Annotated in this window: 16 protein-coding genes; 15 read left to right on the top strand and 1 reads right to left on the bottom strand. The window is 74.0% G+C overall.

Annotation, left to right across the window (positions count from 1 at the left end; all coding sequences use genetic code 11):
- Positions 1–9 precede the first annotated feature (9 nt).
- The 7 genes from aroC to nusB are packed head-to-tail and all read left to right on the top strand — an operon-like array spanning position 10 to position 5271.
- The gene (gene aroC, locus O2W20_RS18075; protein ID WP_269171784.1) at positions 10–1188 is read left to right on the top strand and encodes a chorismate synthase; all 1179 of its coding nucleotides are present in this window, start codon (positions 10–12) and stop codon (positions 1186–1188) included.
- Positions 1185–1715, top strand: coding sequence for a shikimate kinase (locus tag O2W20_RS18070; protein WP_269171785.1), 531 nt, complete (start codon positions 1185–1187; stop codon positions 1713–1715). The genes aroC and O2W20_RS18070 overlap by 4 nt, the downstream gene beginning before the upstream one ends.
- The gene (aroB, locus tag O2W20_RS18065) at positions 1712–2776 is read left to right on the top strand and encodes a 3-dehydroquinate synthase (RefSeq protein WP_269171786.1); all 1065 of its coding nucleotides are present in this window, start codon (positions 1712–1714) and stop codon (positions 2774–2776) included. The genes O2W20_RS18070 and aroB overlap by 4 nt, the downstream gene beginning before the upstream one ends.
- Positions 2773–3207, top strand: a complete 435-nt coding sequence (aroQ, locus tag O2W20_RS18060) for a type II 3-dehydroquinate dehydratase (protein ID WP_269171787.1) — start codon at positions 2773–2775, stop codon at positions 3205–3207. Before aroB ends, aroQ begins: the two co-directional genes overlap by 4 nt.
- Complete coding sequence (locus O2W20_RS18055) at positions 3204–4301, top strand: aminopeptidase P family protein (protein WP_269171788.1); 1098 nt, start codon at positions 3204–3206, stop codon at positions 4299–4301. Before aroQ ends, O2W20_RS18055 begins: the two co-directional genes overlap by 4 nt.
- Positions 4302–4862 carry an elongation factor P gene (efp, locus tag O2W20_RS18050; RefSeq protein WP_269156862.1) on the top strand — a complete coding sequence of 187 codons (561 nt, stop codon included), beginning with the start codon at positions 4302–4304 and terminating at the stop codon, positions 4860–4862.
- A gap of 4 nt (positions 4863–4866) precedes the next feature.
- Positions 4867–5271, top strand: coding sequence for a transcription antitermination factor NusB (nusB, locus tag O2W20_RS18045; protein WP_269171789.1), 405 nt, complete (start codon positions 4867–4869; stop codon positions 5269–5271).
- Positions 5272–5341: 70 nt separating this feature from the next.
- Here nusB and bldD read toward each other — a convergent pair whose 3' ends face one another.
- Positions 5342–5884, bottom strand: coding sequence for a transcriptional regulator BldD (bldD, locus tag O2W20_RS18040; RefSeq protein ID WP_269171790.1), 543 nt, complete (start codon positions 5882–5884; stop codon positions 5342–5344).
- A gap of 253 nt (positions 5885–6137) precedes the next feature.
- On the opposite strand from bldD, the gene pyrR reads away from it, so the two are divergent.
- From pyrR to O2W20_RS18000, 8 genes are read left to right on the top strand one after another with little or no spacing between them, the layout of a single operon-like run.
- Positions 6138–6761 carry a bifunctional pyr operon transcriptional regulator/uracil phosphoribosyltransferase PyrR gene (gene pyrR, locus O2W20_RS18035; protein ID WP_269171791.1) on the top strand — a complete coding sequence of 208 codons (624 nt, stop codon included), beginning with the start codon at positions 6138–6140 and terminating at the stop codon, positions 6759–6761.
- On the top strand, positions 6758–7678 hold the full coding sequence (locus O2W20_RS18030) for an aspartate carbamoyltransferase catalytic subunit (protein WP_269171792.1): 921 nt from the start codon (positions 6758–6760) through the stop codon (positions 7676–7678). Before pyrR ends, O2W20_RS18030 begins: the two co-directional genes overlap by 4 nt.
- Positions 7675–8976, top strand: a complete 1302-nt coding sequence (locus O2W20_RS18025) for a dihydroorotase (RefSeq protein WP_269171793.1) — start codon at positions 7675–7677, stop codon at positions 8974–8976. The genes O2W20_RS18030 and O2W20_RS18025 overlap by 4 nt, the downstream gene beginning before the upstream one ends.
- Positions 8973–10133 (top strand): glutamine-hydrolyzing carbamoyl-phosphate synthase small subunit, encoded by a 1161-nt coding sequence (gene carA / locus O2W20_RS18020; RefSeq protein ID WP_269171794.1) that lies wholly within the window; start codon positions 8973–8975, stop codon positions 10131–10133. Before O2W20_RS18025 ends, carA begins: the two co-directional genes overlap by 4 nt.
- A complete protein-coding gene (carB, locus tag O2W20_RS18015) occupies positions 10133–13447 on the top strand; it encodes a carbamoyl-phosphate synthase large subunit (RefSeq protein ID WP_269171795.1) in 3315 nt (1104 codons plus the stop codon). Before carA ends, carB begins: the two co-directional genes overlap by 1 nt.
- A complete protein-coding gene (locus O2W20_RS18010; protein ID WP_269171796.1) occupies positions 13444–14808 on the top strand; it encodes a dihydroorotate oxidase in 1365 nt (454 codons plus the stop codon). The genes carB and O2W20_RS18010 overlap by 4 nt, the downstream gene beginning before the upstream one ends.
- A complete protein-coding gene (gene pyrF, locus O2W20_RS18005) occupies positions 14805–15683 on the top strand; it encodes an orotidine-5'-phosphate decarboxylase (protein WP_269171797.1) in 879 nt (292 codons plus the stop codon). The genes O2W20_RS18010 and pyrF overlap by 4 nt, the downstream gene beginning before the upstream one ends.
- Complete coding sequence (locus O2W20_RS18000) at positions 15680–16000, top strand: hypothetical protein (protein ID WP_269171798.1); 321 nt, start codon at positions 15680–15682, stop codon at positions 15998–16000. Before pyrF ends, O2W20_RS18000 begins: the two co-directional genes overlap by 4 nt.
- Positions 16001–16076: the final 76 nt, after the last annotated feature.

Below are 16076 nucleotides of genomic sequence, written 5' to 3'. Positions count from 1 at the left end.
ATCGCCGGCATGTTGCGCTGGTTGACCGCAGGTGAGTCGCACGGTCAACAGCTCACCGCCATCCTGGAGGGGCTGCCCGCCGGGGTGCGGGTGCAGACCACCGACCTCGACGCCCAGCTCTCCCGCCGCCGCCTCGGCCACGGCCGCAGTGCGCGGATGAGCTTCGAGGAGGACGTCGTCACCCTCACCGGCGGCGTCCGGCACGGGGTGACCCAGGGTGGGCCGATCGCCGTCCAGGTCGGCAACACCGAATGGCCGAAGTGGCAGAGCGTGATGGCCGCGGACCCGGTCGACCCGGAGGTGCTGGAGGGGCAGGCGCGCAACGCCCCGCTCACCCGGCCGCGCCCCGGTCACGCCGACCTCGCCGGCATGCAGAAGTACGGCTTCGACGACGTCCGCCCCGTGCTGGAGCGGGCGAGCGCGCGGGAGACCGCCGCCCGCGTCGCGCTGGGCACCGTGGCGCAGGCGTTCCTGCACCAGGTGCTCGGGGTGCGGGTGGTCAGCCACGTGGTGGGGATCGGGCCGGTCACCGTCCCCGACGGGGTGCTGCCCGGCCCGGAGGACAACCCGCGGGTGGACGAGGACCCGGTGCGCTGTGCCGACCCGGCCACGAGCGCGCGGATGACCGCCGAGATCGACGACGCCCGCCGGTCTGGCGACACCCTGGGTGGAGTGATCGAGGTCGTCGTCCACGGCCTGCCGCCGGGCCTGGGCAGTCACGTGCACTGGGACCGCCGGCTGGACTCCCGGCTGGCCGGGGCGCTGATGGGCGTGCAGTCGGTCAAGGCCGTCGAGGTGGGTGACGGGCTGGAGACCGCCCGCCGGCGCGGCTCGGTCGCCCACGACGAGATCGATGTGGACGGCGACCGGCTGTCCCGGCGCACCGACCGGGCCGGCGGCATCGAGGGCGGCATGACCAACGGCGAGGTGCTGCGGGTGCGCGCCGCGATGAAGCCGATCAGCACCGTGCCGCGCGCGCTGGCCACGATCGACACCGCCACCGGCGACGCCGCGGTCGCGATCAACCAGCGCAGCGACGCCTGTGCCGTGCCGCGCGGCAGCGTGGTCATGGAGGCGATGGTCGCCCTGGTGCTCGCCGATGCGGTGCTGGAGAAGTTCGGCGGGGACTCGGTGCTGGAGACCCGCCGGAACGTGCAGGGCTACCTCGACGCCCTGACCTACCGGTGACCGGCCCCGCGCTGGTCGTGGTGGGCCCGCCCGCGTCGGGCAAGACGACGGTGGGCGCCGCGGTCGCCCGGGCCCTCGACCTGCCGTTCCGGGACACCGACGCCGACGTGGAGGCCCAGACCGGGACCACGGTGGCCGACCTCTTCGTGCAGCAGGGCGAACCGCACTTCCGGGCGCTGGAGGAGCAGGCGGTCGCCCGCGCGCTGGCCGAGCACGACGGCGTCCTGGCCCTCGGCGGCGGGGCGGTCACCAGCGCGGCCACCCGGGAGCGGCTGGTCGCCCACGGGCGGGCCGGCGGCGCGGTCGTCTGGCTGGACGTCGACGTCACCTCGGCGGCCAAGCGGGTCGGGCTGTCCCGGGACCGGCCGCTGCTGGCGGTCAACCCACGCGCCATGCTGCGGACCATGCTCGAGACCCGCGCCCCGCTCTACGCCGAGGTCGCCACCGCGACCGTCGTCACCTCGGCCCGTCCGGTCGAGGACGTGGTGGCCGACGTGCTCACCGCCGTCGGGGCGGGCACCCCGTGACCGCCCAGCGGATCACCGTCGGCGGCGACCGGCCCTACGACGTGCTCATCGGCCCGGGGGTGCAGGCCCAGCTGGGGCTGGTGCTCGACGGCACCGCCCGCGCCGCCGTGGTGCACAGCCGCGCGCTGGCCGCTGCGGCCGGTGCCGCGGTCGAGACGCTGCAGCAGGCCGGGGTCGCCGCCGAGGCGGTCGTCGTCCCCGACGGCGAGGCCGCCAAGACGGCTGAGGTCGCCGCCGGCGCCTGGGAGGAGTTCGGCCGGCTGGGGCTCACCCGGTCCGACGCCGTGGTGGGCATCGGTGGGGGAGCGGTCACCGACCTGGCCGGCTTCCTGGCCGCCACCTGGACCCGCGGGATCCGGGTGGTGCAGGTGCCCACCAGCCTGCTGGCCATGGTCGACGCCGCGGTCGGGGGCAAGACCGGCATCAACACCGCGGCCGGCAAGAACCTGGTCGGCGCCTTCCACCCGCCGGCGGCGGTGCTGGCCGACACCGATGCGCTGGCCGGGCTGCCCGAGGCGGAGTTCCGCTCCGGGCTGGCCGAGGTGGTCAAGTGCGGGTTCATCGCCGACGGGCGCATCCTCGAGCTGCTGGCGGCCGATCCCACCGGCCGGGCCGACACCGCCGAGCTGATCGCCCGTGCCGTGCAGGTCAAGGCCGACGCCGTGGCCGACGACCTCTACGACACCGGCCGCCGGGAGTTCCTCAACTACGGGCACACCCTCGGGCACGCGATCGAGCGGGTCGAGGACTTCGGCTGGCGGCACGGCGAGGCGGTGGCGGTCGGACTGGTGTTCGCCGCCGAACTGGCCTGTCAGGCCGGACGGCTGTCCCGTGCTGACGCCGACCGGCACCGCGAGCTGATCACCGCCATGGGGCTGCCCACCACCTACCGGGGCGACTGGGCCCAGCTGCAGTCGGTGATGCGGGTGGACAAGAAGGCCCGCGGTGCCTCGCTGCGCTTCGTCGTCCTCGACGGGCTGGGCACGCCGGCCATCCTGACCGACCCCGACCAGGCCTGGCTGGACGCCGCCTGGGCAGCCGTGAACGGAGACCGTGCATGACGATCCAGGTGCTCAACGGCGCCAACCTCGGCCGGCTCGGCACCCGCGAGCCCGAGGTCTACGGCACGACCACCCACGCCGAGCTGGTGCAGCTGATCGAGGCCGCCGCCGCCGAGCTGGGGCTGGACGTCGTCGTCCGGCAGACCGACTCCGAGGGCGAGCTGCTCGGCTGGGTGCACGACGCGACCGACGCCGGCGACCCGGTGGTGATCAACCCCGGCGGGTGGTCGCACACCTCGGTGGTCCTCCGGGACGCGCTCGCGGCGGTCACCGCCCCGGTGGTGGAGGTGCACATCAGCAACGTGCACACCCGCGAGCCGTTCCGGCACCACTCCTACGTCTCGGCCGTGGCCGACGGGGTGATCGTCGGGCTCGGGGTGCAGGGGTACGAGCTGGCGCTGCGCCACCTGGCCGCCCGGGGAGCCCGGTGACCCGCCCCGAGGCCGGCCGCCGGGACCGGCTGCGCGCCGCCGCAGCGGCCGGCGGGCTGGACGCCGTCCTGGTCACCGACCTGCTCAACGTCCGTTACCTGACCGGCTTCACCGGCTCCAACGGCGCACTCCTGCTCCGCACGGACGGCGGGGACCTCTTCGGCACCGACGGCCGGTACACCACGCAGGCCGGCACCCAGGTGCCCGACGTGGAGCTGCTGGTCGACCGGGCCACGATGCCCGCCCTGGCCCGGGCCGCCCGCACCGGCGGGGCGACCCGGCTGGGCTTCGAGTCCCACGTGGTGACCGTCGACGAGCTGCACGGCCTGGAGCGGCTGCTCGGTGAGGGCGGCGCCGCCGTGGAGCTGGTGAGCATCCGCCGGGCGGTGGAGGCGTTGCGCGCGGTCAAGGACGAGGGCGAGATCGAGGCGCTGCGGCGGGCCTGCGCGGTCGCCGACGCGGCGCTGGCCGAGCTGGCCGCCGAGGGCGCCCTGCGCCCCGGGCGCACCGAGCTGCAGGTGGGCCGGGAGCTGGACGCGCGGATGCTCGCACTGGGTGCCGAGGCGCCGAGCTTCGAGACGATCGTGGCGGCCGGGGCGAACTCGGCGATCCCGCACCACCGGCCCGACTCCACCGAGCTGACCGAAGGCGACTTCCTGAAGCTGGACTTCGGGGCGACCGTCGACGGCTACCACTCCGACATGACCCGCACCCTGGTGCTGGGGCACGCGGCGGACTGGCAGCGCGAGGTGTACGAGCTGGTCGCTGCGTCGCAAGCGGCCGGCCGGGCGGCGCTGGCGGTCGGCGCGGAGGTGACCGCGGTGGACGCTGCGGCCCGCGACGTCATCGTCGCCGCCGGGCACGGAGAGCACTTCACCCACGGGCTGGGGCACGGTGTCGGCCTGGAGATCCACGAGGCTCCGGGCATCTCGGCGCTGGGCGCAGGTACCCTGGCCGCTGGCATGGCCGTCACCGTGGAGCCAGGCGTGTACCTGCCCGGCCACGGCGGTGTCCGGATCGAGGACACCTTGATCGTCACGGACGACGAGCCCGAGTTGTTGACCCTCACGAGCAAGGAACTGCTGGTCCTCTAGATGGCTACCACCAACGACCTCAAGAACGGCACCGTCCTCAACCTGGACGGCCAGCTGTGGACCGTCACCGACTTCCAGCACGTGAAGCCGGGCAAGGGCGGCGCCTTCGTGCGCACCACCCTGAAGAACGTGCTCTCCGGCAAGGTCGTCGACCGCACGTTCAACGCCGGCCTGAAGATCGAGACGGCCAACGTCGACAAGCGGTCGATGACGTTCCTCTACGCCGACGGCACCGACTACGTCTTCATGGACGGCGACACCTTCGAGCAGATCTACGTCCCCGCCACGACCCTCGGGGACGGCGCGAACTACCTGCTGGAGAACACCGAGGTCACGGTGGCGGTGCACAACGAGACCCCGCTGTACGTCGAGCTGCCGGTGACCATGGAGCTGGTCGTGCAGCACACCGACCCGGGCCTGCAGGGCGACCGCTCCACCGGTGGCACGAAGCCGGCGACCCTGGAGACCGGTGCGGAGGTCCAGGTGCCGCTGTTCATCACCACCGGCGAGAAGCTGAAGATCGACACCCGCGACGGCCGCTACCTCGGCCGGGTCAGCTGACCTCGTGGCAGCCCGCACCAAGGCGCGCAAGCGTGCGGTCGACGTCCTCTACGAGGCCGACCTGCGCTCCAGCGACCCGCTCACGGTCCTGCGGGACCGCATCGCCGACGGCAACCCGCCGGTGCCCGAGCACGCCGTCCGGCTGGTCGAGGGCGCTGTCGCGCAGCAGGCCCGGATCGACGAGCTGATCGAGGAGCACGCCTCCGGCTGGTCGCTGGACCGGCTCCCCGACGTCGACCGGGCGATCCTGCGGATGGCCGTCTTCGAGCTGCTGTGGGTCGACGACGTCCCCGACGCGGTGGTCATCGACGAGGCGGTGGAGCTGGCCAAGGCGCTGTCCACCGACGACTCGCCGGCCTACGTCAACGGCGTCCTCGGCGGCATCGTCCGCGCCGAGATCCCCACCTGAGGCAGCCTCTGCCTGAACGCGAACGGCCCACTCCGGAGACCGGAGTGGGCCGTTCGCACGTTCGGTCCTGTCAGCGCGGCGCGCGGCGGCGCTCGCCCCAGGAGGCGTCGTCGTCCTCCTCGGTGGCGTAGCCGACGCCGTCGACGCCCGGGGAGAGGACACCCCACTCGATGAGCCGGGTGGTCAGCTCGTCGGGGCTCATGTCGTAGATGATCGCCAGCGACTTCAGGTCCTCGGCGCGGATCGAGAGCACCTTGCCGTTGTAGTCGTGCCGCTGCGCCTGGATGGTCGAGGCGTAGCGGGCCAGCGGGCCGGCCTCGTCGGCGGGCAGCGAGCCCAGCGACTCGAGGTTGAGCACGATCTTGGTGCTCTTGGTGACCGCGGAGCTCGGCCGCGGGTCGGGCAGCAGCTCGGAGACGGGCACGCCGTAGAAGACGGCCAGCTCGGACAGCCGCTGCACGGTGACCGCGCGGTCGCCGCGTTCGTAGGAGCCGACGACGACGGCCTTCCACCGGCCGTGGGACTTGTCCTCCACGCCCTGCAACGACAGCCCTTGCTGGTTGCGGATGGCCCGCAGGCGGGCGCCCAGCGCCCTGGAGTAGTCGGTGCTCATGACCTCTGCTCACTGACTGTCGTCGGTAGGGAACGGTTCTGGTCACGCAGAGTACTGGCAGAGCCGGTGTGGCGACAGTCCGGGAGCCCCCAAGGGGTCAGAAGCCGTCGCAGCGGCCTCCTGCCGGGTGCGACGCGGGCCACCTCCGGCGGTGCAGTACCGTCTTCGGCGGTCCACCTCGTCGTCGGCCGGTCCGGCCGGCGGCGCTGATCTCCTTTAACGACCCGTCCCGTGAGGCGGGGAAGGAGGCTTGATGACCACGTCATCAGAGCTGCCCGTGCCACCGTCCACCGAGCCGCCCGCCGGTGGCCCCCCGCCGTTGCTGAGCGCGGACGACGTCGCCCGGGTGGTCGACCGGATCGCCCACCAGCTGATCGAGCGCGCGGCGAGCGCCTCGTCCGCCGGCACCGCCGACGGTGGCCTCGGTGACCTCGTGCTCGTCGGGATCCCCACCCGCGGCGCCCCGCTGGCCCGTCGGCTGGCCGCCCGGATCGAGGCCTTCAGCGGCACCGCGGTCGACGTCGGCACCGTCGACATCACCCTCTACCGCGACGACCTGCGCCTGCGCGGCGTCCGGGCCCTGGAGGACACCCGGCTGCCGGGTGCCGGGGTCGACGGCCGGCTCGTGGTGCTCGTGGACGACGTCCTGTTCTCCGGCCGGTCGGTGCGCGCGGCCCTGGACGCGCTGCGGGACCTCGGCCGGCCGCGCGCCGTGCAGCTGGCGGTGCTGGTCGACCGCGGCCACCGGGAGCTGCCGATCCGCGCCGACTACGTGGGCAAGAACGTGCCGACCTCCCGCACCCAGTCGGTGAAGGTGCACCTGGCCGAGGTCGACGGGCTGGACGAGGTCCTGCTGACCGAGGGGGAGGGCGCGTGAAGCGGCACCTGCTGGAGGCCGCGGACCTGGACCGGGCCGACGCGACCCTCGTCCTGGACACCGCCGGCCAGATCGAGTCCGCGCTGGCGGGCAGGGAGGTCAAGAAGCTCCCCACCCTGCGCGGGCGCACCGTGGTCAACCTCTTCTACGAGGACTCCACCCGCACTCGGATCTCCTTCGAGCTGGCGGCCAAGCGACTCTCCGCCGACGTCATCAACTTCTCAGCCAAGGGCAGCAGCGTCTCCAAGGGCGAGAGCCTGAAGGACACCGCGCTGACCCTGGAGGCGATGGGCAGCGACGCGATCGTCATCCGGCACCAGGCGTCCGGGGCGCCGCACCGGCTGGCCCGTTGGGTGAAGGGCAGCGTGGTGAACGCCGGCGACGGCACCCACGAGCACCCCACCCAGGCGCTGCTGGACGCCTACACGATCCGGCAGCGGCTGGGCCGGCTCGACGGCGTGCGGGTGGCGATCGTCGGCGACGTGCTGCACAGCCGGGTCGCCCGCTCCAACGTCTGGCTGCTGTCCACGCTGGGCGCCGAGGTCACCCTGGTCGCCCCGCCGACGCTGCTGCCGGTGGGCGTGGGCAGCTGGCCGGTCGCGGTCAGCTACGACCTGGACGCCGTGCTGCCCAAGGCCGACGTGGTGATGATGCTGCGGGTGCAGGCCGAGCGGATGAACGCCTCGTTCTTCCCCAGCGCCCGCGAGTACAGCCGCCGCTACGGCCTGGACGGGCGACGGATGGCCACGCTGCCCGACGACGCGATCGTCATGCACCCCGGCCCGATGAACCGCGGCATGGAGATCGCCGCCGAGGTGGCCGACTCGGCCCGCTCCACCATCGTCGACCAGGTCGGCAACGGCGTGAGCGTGCGCATGGCCGTCCTGTACCTGCTGCTGGGAGGCGCACCCGAATGAGCACCCTGATCAAGGGCGCCCGCCCGTACGGCGAGGACGCCGTCGACCTGCTGCTGGACGACGGCGTGATCACCGCCATCGGCACCGGCCTGTCCGCCGACGGCGCCCAGGTGGTCGACGCCGCCGGACTGATCGCGCTGCCCGGGCTGGTCGACCTGCACACCCACCTGCGGGAGCCGGGCCGGGAGGACGCCGAGACGGTCGAGACCGGCAGCCGGGCGGCGGCGCTGGGCGGGTTCACCGCGGTGCACGCGATGGCCAACACCGACCCGGTCGCGGACACCGCCGGCGTGGTCGAGCAGGTCTGGCGGCTGGGCCAGGAGGCCGGCCTGGTGGACGTCGTCCCGGTCGGGGCGGTCACCGTCGGGCTGCGCGGGGAGCGGCTGGCCGAGCTCGGCGCAATGGCCGACTCCGCCGCGCGGGTGCGGGTGTTCTCCGACGACGGGCACTGCGTCGCCGACCCCGCGCTGATGCGCCGCGCCCTGGAGTACGTCAAGGCCCTGGACGGCGTCGTCGCCCAGCACGCCGAGGAGCCCCGGCTCACCGTGGGCGCGCAGATGAACGAGGGCGACCGCTCCGCCCGGCTGGGGCTCGCCGGCTGGCCGGCCGCGGCCGAGGAGGCGGTGATCGCCCGCGACGTGCTGCTGGCCGGGCACGTCGGGGCGCGGCTGCACGTCTGCCACGTCTCCACCGCCGGGTCGGTGGAGATCCTGCGCTGGGCGAAGTCTCGTGGGGTGCAGGTCACTGCCGAGGTGACCCCGCACCACCTGCTGCTCACCGACGAGTGCGCGGAGACCTACGACCCGGTGTTCAAGGTCAACCCGCCGCTGCGCACGGACGCCGACGTCCAGGCGCTGCGGGCCGGGCTGGCCGACGGCACGATCGACGCCGTCGCCACCGACCACGCCCCACACGCGGTGGAGGACAAGGAGAGCGAGTGGGCCTCGGCCCGGCCGGGGATGCTCGGCCTGGAGCAGGCGCTCTCGATCGTCGTGCAGACCATGGTGGAGCCAGGGCTGCTCGACTGGCGCGGGGTCGCCGACCGCATGTCGGTCCGGCCGGCGGCCATCGGCCGCCTCGCCGATCGTGGTGCGGACTCCCACGGCCGACCGCTCACCGTCGGCGAGCCGGCCAACCTGCTGCTGCTGGACCCCACGCACCGGGCCACCGTCGACCCGGCCGCGCTGGCCAGCCGCAGCCGCAACAGCCCCTATGCCGGCCGGGAGCTCCCCGGCCGGGTGGTCGCCACGTTCCTGCGGGGGACGGCGACCGTGATGGACGGGAAGGCACAGAAGTGAGCGACGCGATCCTCGTCCTCGAGGACGGCAGGACCTTTCACGGCGACGCCTACGGCGCGACCGGCACGACCGTCGGCGAGGCGGTGTTCTCCACCGGCATGACCGGCTACCAGGAGACGCTCACCGACCCCAGCTACGCGGGTCAGATCATCACGATGACCGCGCCGCACGTGGGCAACACGGGCGTCAACGGCGAGGACGACGAGAGCCGCCGGATGTGGGTGGCCGGCTTCGTGGTCCGCGACCCGGCCCGACGCCCGGCCAACTGGCGGGCCACCGGCAGCCTGGACGACGAGCTGGTCGCCCAGGGCGTGGTCGGGATCAGCGGCATCGACACCCGCGCGCTGACCCGGCACCTGCGGGACCGCGGCGCGATGCGGGCGGGGATCAGCACCGAGCTGGGCGCCGACGAGCTGCTGGCCCGGGTGACCGCCAGCCCGAGCATGACCGGCGCGGACCTGGCGCCCAGCGTCAGCGCGAGCGAGCCCTACGTCGTCCCGGCGGTGGGGGAGAAGCGGTTCACCATCGCCGCCCTCGACCTGGGCATCAAGACCGCCACCCCGCGGTACCTGGCCGAGCTCGGCGTCGAGACGCACGTGCTGCCGGCCACGGCGACCGCCGAGCAGCTGCTCGAGCACGGGGTGGACGGCGTCTTCGTCTCGAACGGGCCCGGCGACCCGGCCGCCGCCGACTACGCGGTCGCCGCGGTGCGCGGGGTGCTGGAGGCCCGGCGTCCGCTGTTCGGCATCTGCTTCGGCAACCAGATCCTCGGCCGGGCCCTGGGCCTGGGCACCTACAAGCTGCGCTTCGGGCACCGCGGGCTCAACCAGCCGGTGCTGGACCGGGTCAGCGGCACGGTGCGGGTCACCAGCCACAACCACGGCTTCGCCGTCGACGCCCCGCTGGACCGGCCGGTCGACACCCCGTTCGGGCCGGTGGAGGTCAGCCACGTCGGCTTGAACGACGACGTGGTGGAGGGGCTGCGGCTCATCGACGCCCCGGCGTTCAGCGTCCAGTTCCACCCGGAGGCCGCGGCCGGGCCGCACGACGCCAACCCGCTGTTCGGCCGGTTCGTCGACCTGATGGCGGCTTCCAAGGAAGGCAGTGCGGTGACACCTCCACCCGTCGTCGAGTCGAGCACGGGGGAGAACGCCTGATGCCCAAGCGGACAGATCTGCAGCACGTGCTCGTGATCGGCTCCGGGCCGATCGTCATCGGTCAGGCCAGCGAGTTCGACTACTCGGGCACCCAGGCCTGCCGGGTGCTCAAGGCCGAGGGGCTGCGGGTCAGCCTGGTCAACAGCAACCCGGCCACGATCATGACCGACCCCGAGGTCGCCGACGCCACCTACGTGGAGCCGCTGACGCCGGAGTTCGTCGAGCGGGTGATCGCCAAGGAGCGCCCCGACGCGCTGCTGGCCACCCTGGGCGGCCAGACCGCGCTGAACCTCGCCATCGGGCTGTACGAGAACGGGGTGCTGGAGAAGTACGGCGTCCAGCTCATCGGTGCCGACGTCGACGCGATCAACCGCGGCGAGGACCGGCAGAAGTTCAAGGACATCGTGCGCTCCATCGGCGCCGACGCCCCGCGCTCGACGGTCTGCGGGACCGTCGAGGAGGCGCTGGCCACCGCCGGCGAGGTCGGCTACCCGGTGGTCATCCGGCCCAGCTTCACCATGGGCGGGCTGGGCTCGGGGATCGCCACCGACGAGCCGATGCTGCGCCGGATGGCCGGGCACGGGCTGGCCGACTCCCCGGTGCACACCGTGCTGATCGAGGAGTCGGTGCTCGGCTGGAAGGAGTTCGAGCTCGAGCTGATGCGCGACCGCAGCGACAACGTGGTGGTCATCTGCTCGATCGAGAACATCGACGCGATGGGCGTGCACACCGGTGACTCGGTGACCGTCGCCCCGGCGATGACGCTCACCGACCGCGAGTACCAGCAGATGCGCGACGTCGGCATCGCCGTGCTGCGCGAGGTCGGTGTGGACACCGGCGGCTGCAACATCCAGTTCGCCGTCCACCCGGAGACCGGCCGGCTGGTCGTCATCGAGATGAACCCGCGGGTGTCGCGGTCCAGTGCCCTGGCGTCGAAGGCCACCGGCTTCCCGATCGCCAAGATCGCCGCCAAGCTGGCCATCGGCTACACCCTGGACGAGATCACCAACGACATCACCGGGGTCACCCCGGCGTCGTTCGAGCCGTCGCTGGACTACGTCGTGGTGAAGATCCCGCGCTTCGCCTTCGAGAAGTTCCCCGGCGCCGACCCGCGGCTCACCACGACGATGAAGAGCGTCGGTGAGGTCATGGCGATGGGCCGCAACTTCACCGAGGCGCTGGGCAAGGCGATGCGGTCGACGGAGACCTCGGCCGCCGGGTTCTGGACCGACGCCGCCCAGCCCGCGGACGCCGCGGCACTGGTGGAGCAGCTGCGCACCCCCGTCGACGGCCGGCTGTACACCGCCCAGCGGGCACTGGCCGCCGGCGCCACCGTCGAGCAGGTGTCGGAGGCCAGCGGCTTCGACACCTGGTTCGTCGACCAGATCGCCATGGTCAACGAGATCGGCGAGGAGGTCCGGGAGGCGCCGTCGCTGACCCCCGAGCTGCTGCGCCGGGCCAAGCGGCACGGCCTGTCCGACCGCCAGGTGGCCGTGCTGCGGCCGGAGCTGGCGGGGGAGGACGGCGTCCGCACGCTGCGCTGGCGGCTGGGCATCCGGCCGGTCTACAAGACCGTGGACACCTGCGCCGCCGAGTTCGCCGCCCGGACGCCGTACCACTACTCCTCCTACGACTCCGAGACCGAGGTGGAGCCGCGGGAGAAGCCGGCGGTGCTGATCCTCGGGTCGGGGCCGAACCGGATCGGGCAGGGCGTGGAGTTCGACTACTCCTGCGTGCACGCGGTGATGGCCCTGCAGGACGCCGGCTACGAGGCGGTGATGGTCAACTGCAACCCGGAGACCGTCTCCACCGACTACGACACCGCCGACCGGCTGTACTTCGAGCCGCTCACCTTCGAGGACGTCCTGGAGGTCGTGGAGGCCGAGCGCGCCGCCGGCCCGGTCGCCGGGGTCATCTGCACCCTCGGCGGGCAGACCCCGCTGGGCCTGGCGCAGCGGCTCAAGGACGCCGGCGTCCCGGTGCTGGGCACGTCCCCGGAGGCGATCGACGCCGCCGAGGACCGCGGCGAGTTCTCCCGGGTGCTGTCCGACACCGGCCTGCTCGCGCCCAAGCACGGCATGGCGACGACGTCGGCCGAGGCCGTGGCCATCGCGGCCTCCATCGGCTACCCGGTGCTGGTGCGGCCCTCCTACGTGCTCGGCGGGCGCGGGATGGAGATCGTCTACGAGGACGCCATGCTGGAGGCCTACATCACCAAGGCCACCGACGTGAGCGCCGACCACCCGGTGCTGGTCGACCGGTTCCTCGAGGACGCCGTGGAGATCGACGTCGACGCGCTCTACGACGGCACCGACCTGTACCTGGGCGGGGTCATGGAGCACATCGAGGAGGCCGGGATCCACTCCGGCGACTCGGCGTGCGCGCTGCCGCCGATCACCCTGGGCGGTGAGGACCTGCAGACCATCCGGCGGGCCACCGAGGCGCTCGCCGCCCGGATCGGCGTGCGGGGGCTGATGAACGTGCAGTACGCGCTGAAGGACGACGTCCTGTACGTGCTGGAGGCCAACCCGCGCGCCAGCCGCACGGTGCCGTTCGTGTCGAAGGTGACCGCGGTGCAGCTGGCCAAGGCGGCGGCGCGGATCGCGGTCGGCCAGACGATCGCCCAGCTGCGCACCGAGGGCGTGCTGCCGGCCACCGGTGACGGCACCGACCTGCCGGTCGACGGCCCGATCGCGGTGAAGGAGGCGGTGCTGCCCTTCCACCGGTTCCGCACCATGGAGGGCCACGGCGTGGACACCGTGCTCGGGCCGGAGATGAAGTCGACCGGTGAGGTGATGGGCATCGACGCGGAGTTCGGCACCGCGTTCGCCAAGTCCCAGGCCGCCGCCTACGGCGACCTGCCGACCGGCGGAACGGTGTTCGTGTCGCTGGCCAACCGGGACAAGCGCTCGGCGGTCTTCCCGGTCAAGCGGCTGGCCGACCTCGGTTTCCGGGTGCTGGCCACCGTCGGCACCGCGCAGGTGCTCCGCCGCAACGGGGTGGCCTGCGAGGTGGTCGGGAAGTTCTCCCAGGGCCCGGGCAACGTGGTCGAGCGGATCCTGGCCGGCGAGATCGACCTGGTGGTGAACACCCCGTTCGGCACGCCGGGCAACAGCGGGCCGCGGCTGGACGGGTACGAGATCCGGGCCGCCGCGGTCAGCGCCGGCATCCCGTGCATCACCACCGTGCAGGGCATGGCGGCCACCGTGCAGGGCGTGGAGGCCCTGCGCCGCGGCGACATCGGGGTGCGCAGCCTGCAGGACCTGCACCAGGCCCTGGCCGCCGCCCAGGCGGCGGCCGGGAACCCGGCGTGACCGGGGGCGGGGGCGCAGCAGCCGCGGCCGAGCTGGGCCGGGAGGCACGCGCGGCCGGGCTGACCGGCCCCGTGCTCCGGACCCTGCACGCCGCAGCCGTCGCCCGACTGGACGGCGCCCCCGCCCCCGAACCGGCCTGGCTCACCGAGCTGACCACCGCGCTGGACCGGGACGGGCTGGGCGCCGACGACCTGCCCGCCCTGGTCCGGCTGCTGGCCACCGCGGGACAGCACCGGCTGCTGGCCCGCTCGGTGGTGCGCTTCCCGGCCTACGCCCTCACCGACGACGTGGCCGCCGCGCGCGTCGGGCCGCCCGGGCCCCGATTGCCGGTCCGCCCGCGGGCCGCCGGCAGCTGGTCGGTGCTCGGCCGGCGGACCGGCTTCCCGATCGGCGTCCCGGCCTGCCCGATGACCGGCACCGCCGCCTGGGTGCAGTACCTGGCCGGCAACGGCTTCAACCTGCTCACCTACAAGACCGTCCGCAGCCGCGCGCACCCGGCCAACCAGTTCCCCAACTGGGCGTTCGTCCCCGCGGTGCGCGAGCCGTTCGCGGTCGACGGCCCGCCGCCGGTGGTCACCGCCGAGCCGTCGGACTGGGTGCCGCCCGGCGACCCGGCGGTGACGTCGGCGAACTCCTTCGGGGTGCCGTCGCCGGACCCGGCGGTCTGGACCGAGGACGTCGCCGCCGCCGTCCGCTGCCTGGCCGACGACCAGCTGCTGCTGGTCAGCGTGCTGGGGGAGGACGTCGGCGAGGGCCCGCCGCAGCTGCAGGCGATCGCCGAGGACTTCGCCCGCACGGCGCGGCTGGCCGAGTCAGCCGGCGCCCCGGTGGTGGAGCTCAACCTGTCCTGCCCCAACGCGCTGGACGCCGCTCAGGGCGGGGTGCGGCCGCCGATCTGCCTGGACGCCGAGCTGACCACCGCGATCGTCGAGACCACCCGGCGCGCGCTGTCCAGCAGCACCGGGCTGGTCGCCAAGCTCTCCTGGCTGGACGGACCCGCCCTGGCCGGGCTGCTGCCGCGGATCGCACCGCATTTGGACGGGGTGGCCGCGATCAACACGGTGCAGTGCGCGGTGCAGCGCGCCGACGGCCGGCCCACCTTCCCGGGGCGGCCGCTGGCCGGGGTCTCCGGCGCCGCGGTGCGCGACCTGGCCCTGGACTTCACCGTCCGGCTGCTGGACCTGCGGGCGGTCGGCGGGTTCGACTTCGACGTCCTGGCGATGGGCGGGGTGACCGACCCCGCGAGCTGTGCGGCGCTGCTGGAGCTCGGCGCGGCCGGCGTGCAGACCGCCACCGGCGCCTTCGCCGACCCCTTCCTCGCCCGGGCGTGCGTCGACGAGCTCGCCGGGGCAGCGGCGTGAGCGGCACCTTCGGGGAGCGGCTGGCCGACGCCGTCGCCGCCCGCGGTCCGCTCTGCGTGGGCATCGACCCGCACGTGCCGCTGCTGGAGCGCTGGGGGCTGCCCGACAGCCCCGAGGGGCTGGCCCGGTTCACCGACGCCGTCGTGGACGCCCTCGCCGGGCACGTCGCGGTGCTCAAGCCGCAGCTGGCCTTCTACGAGCGGCACGGCTCCCGCGGGCTGGCCGTGCTGGAGGAGGCCGTCGCCCGAGCCCGGGCGGCTGGGGCGCTGGTGCTGCTGGACGCCAAGCGCGGTGACATCGGCTCGACGATGGACGCCTACGCCGACTACCTGCGCCCCGAGCACCCGCTGGCCGTGGACGCCCTGACCGTGAGCCCGTTCCTCGGCCCGGGGTCGCTGCAGCCGGCCGTCGACACCGCCCGGTGGACCGGCGGGGGGCTGTTCGTGCTGGCCCGCACCTCCAACCCGGACGCCGGCACGCTCCAGCACGCCCTGGTCGGTTCCCGGAGCGCGGCCCAGGTGGTGGTGGACACGGTCCGCGGCTGGAACACCCCGGGGTGGGTGGTGGGCGACCCGATGCCGGACGTGGCCGCGGTGCGCGACGTGGCGGGCCGGTGGGGCCCGACCACGGGCTCCTTCGGCGTCGTCGTGGGTGCCACCCTGCCCGACCTGGACGTCGACCTCGACGGGCTCGGGGGGCCGGTCCTCGCCCCGGGCCTGGGGGCGCAGGGCGGGTCGGTCGCGGACCTGCGCCGGCTGTTCGGCACCGGGCGCGCCGTCGTCCCCACCGTCTCCCGGGACGTGTTGCAGGCCGGGCCGGACGCCGCCGCGCTGCGGGCCGCCGCCGACCGCTGGACGGCGGAGCTCACCGCGTGAGCCGCGCGGCGCCCCGGCTGGTGCTGGCCCTCGGGACGGTGCTGTGCGCGCTGGGCGCCGCCCTGTTCTGGCGGACCAACCGCTCGGGGTCGCCGGCCGACGGCGGCTGGGCCGCCTACACGCCCCTGCCGGCGGAGACGGCGTACCAGAGCCGGCTGACCCTCTCCTTCGACGACGACCGCTGGGCGGTGCTCTGGACCGCCGGCCACGTCGTCGGTGCCGTGCTGGTCGTGGCCGGGCTGCTGGTGCTGTCCGGCCTGGCCGGGTGGTTGCTGGGCCGGCGGCGGGCCGGCCGACGACCTGCTGACCAGCGGTGACGGCCCGGTTACTGCACCGTCCGGTCCGATCGCGTGTCCGCGCAGCACACCGGCCCGGCGCAGATGACACGGGGTC

Source organism: Modestobacter sp. VKM Ac-2982 (assembly GCF_026967935.1).
GTDB lineage: Bacteria > Actinomycetota > Actinomycetes > Mycobacteriales > Geodermatophilaceae > Modestobacter.
The sequence above is the reverse complement of the archived record's forward strand: the minus strand, read 5'-3'. Positions and strand labels throughout refer to the sequence as shown.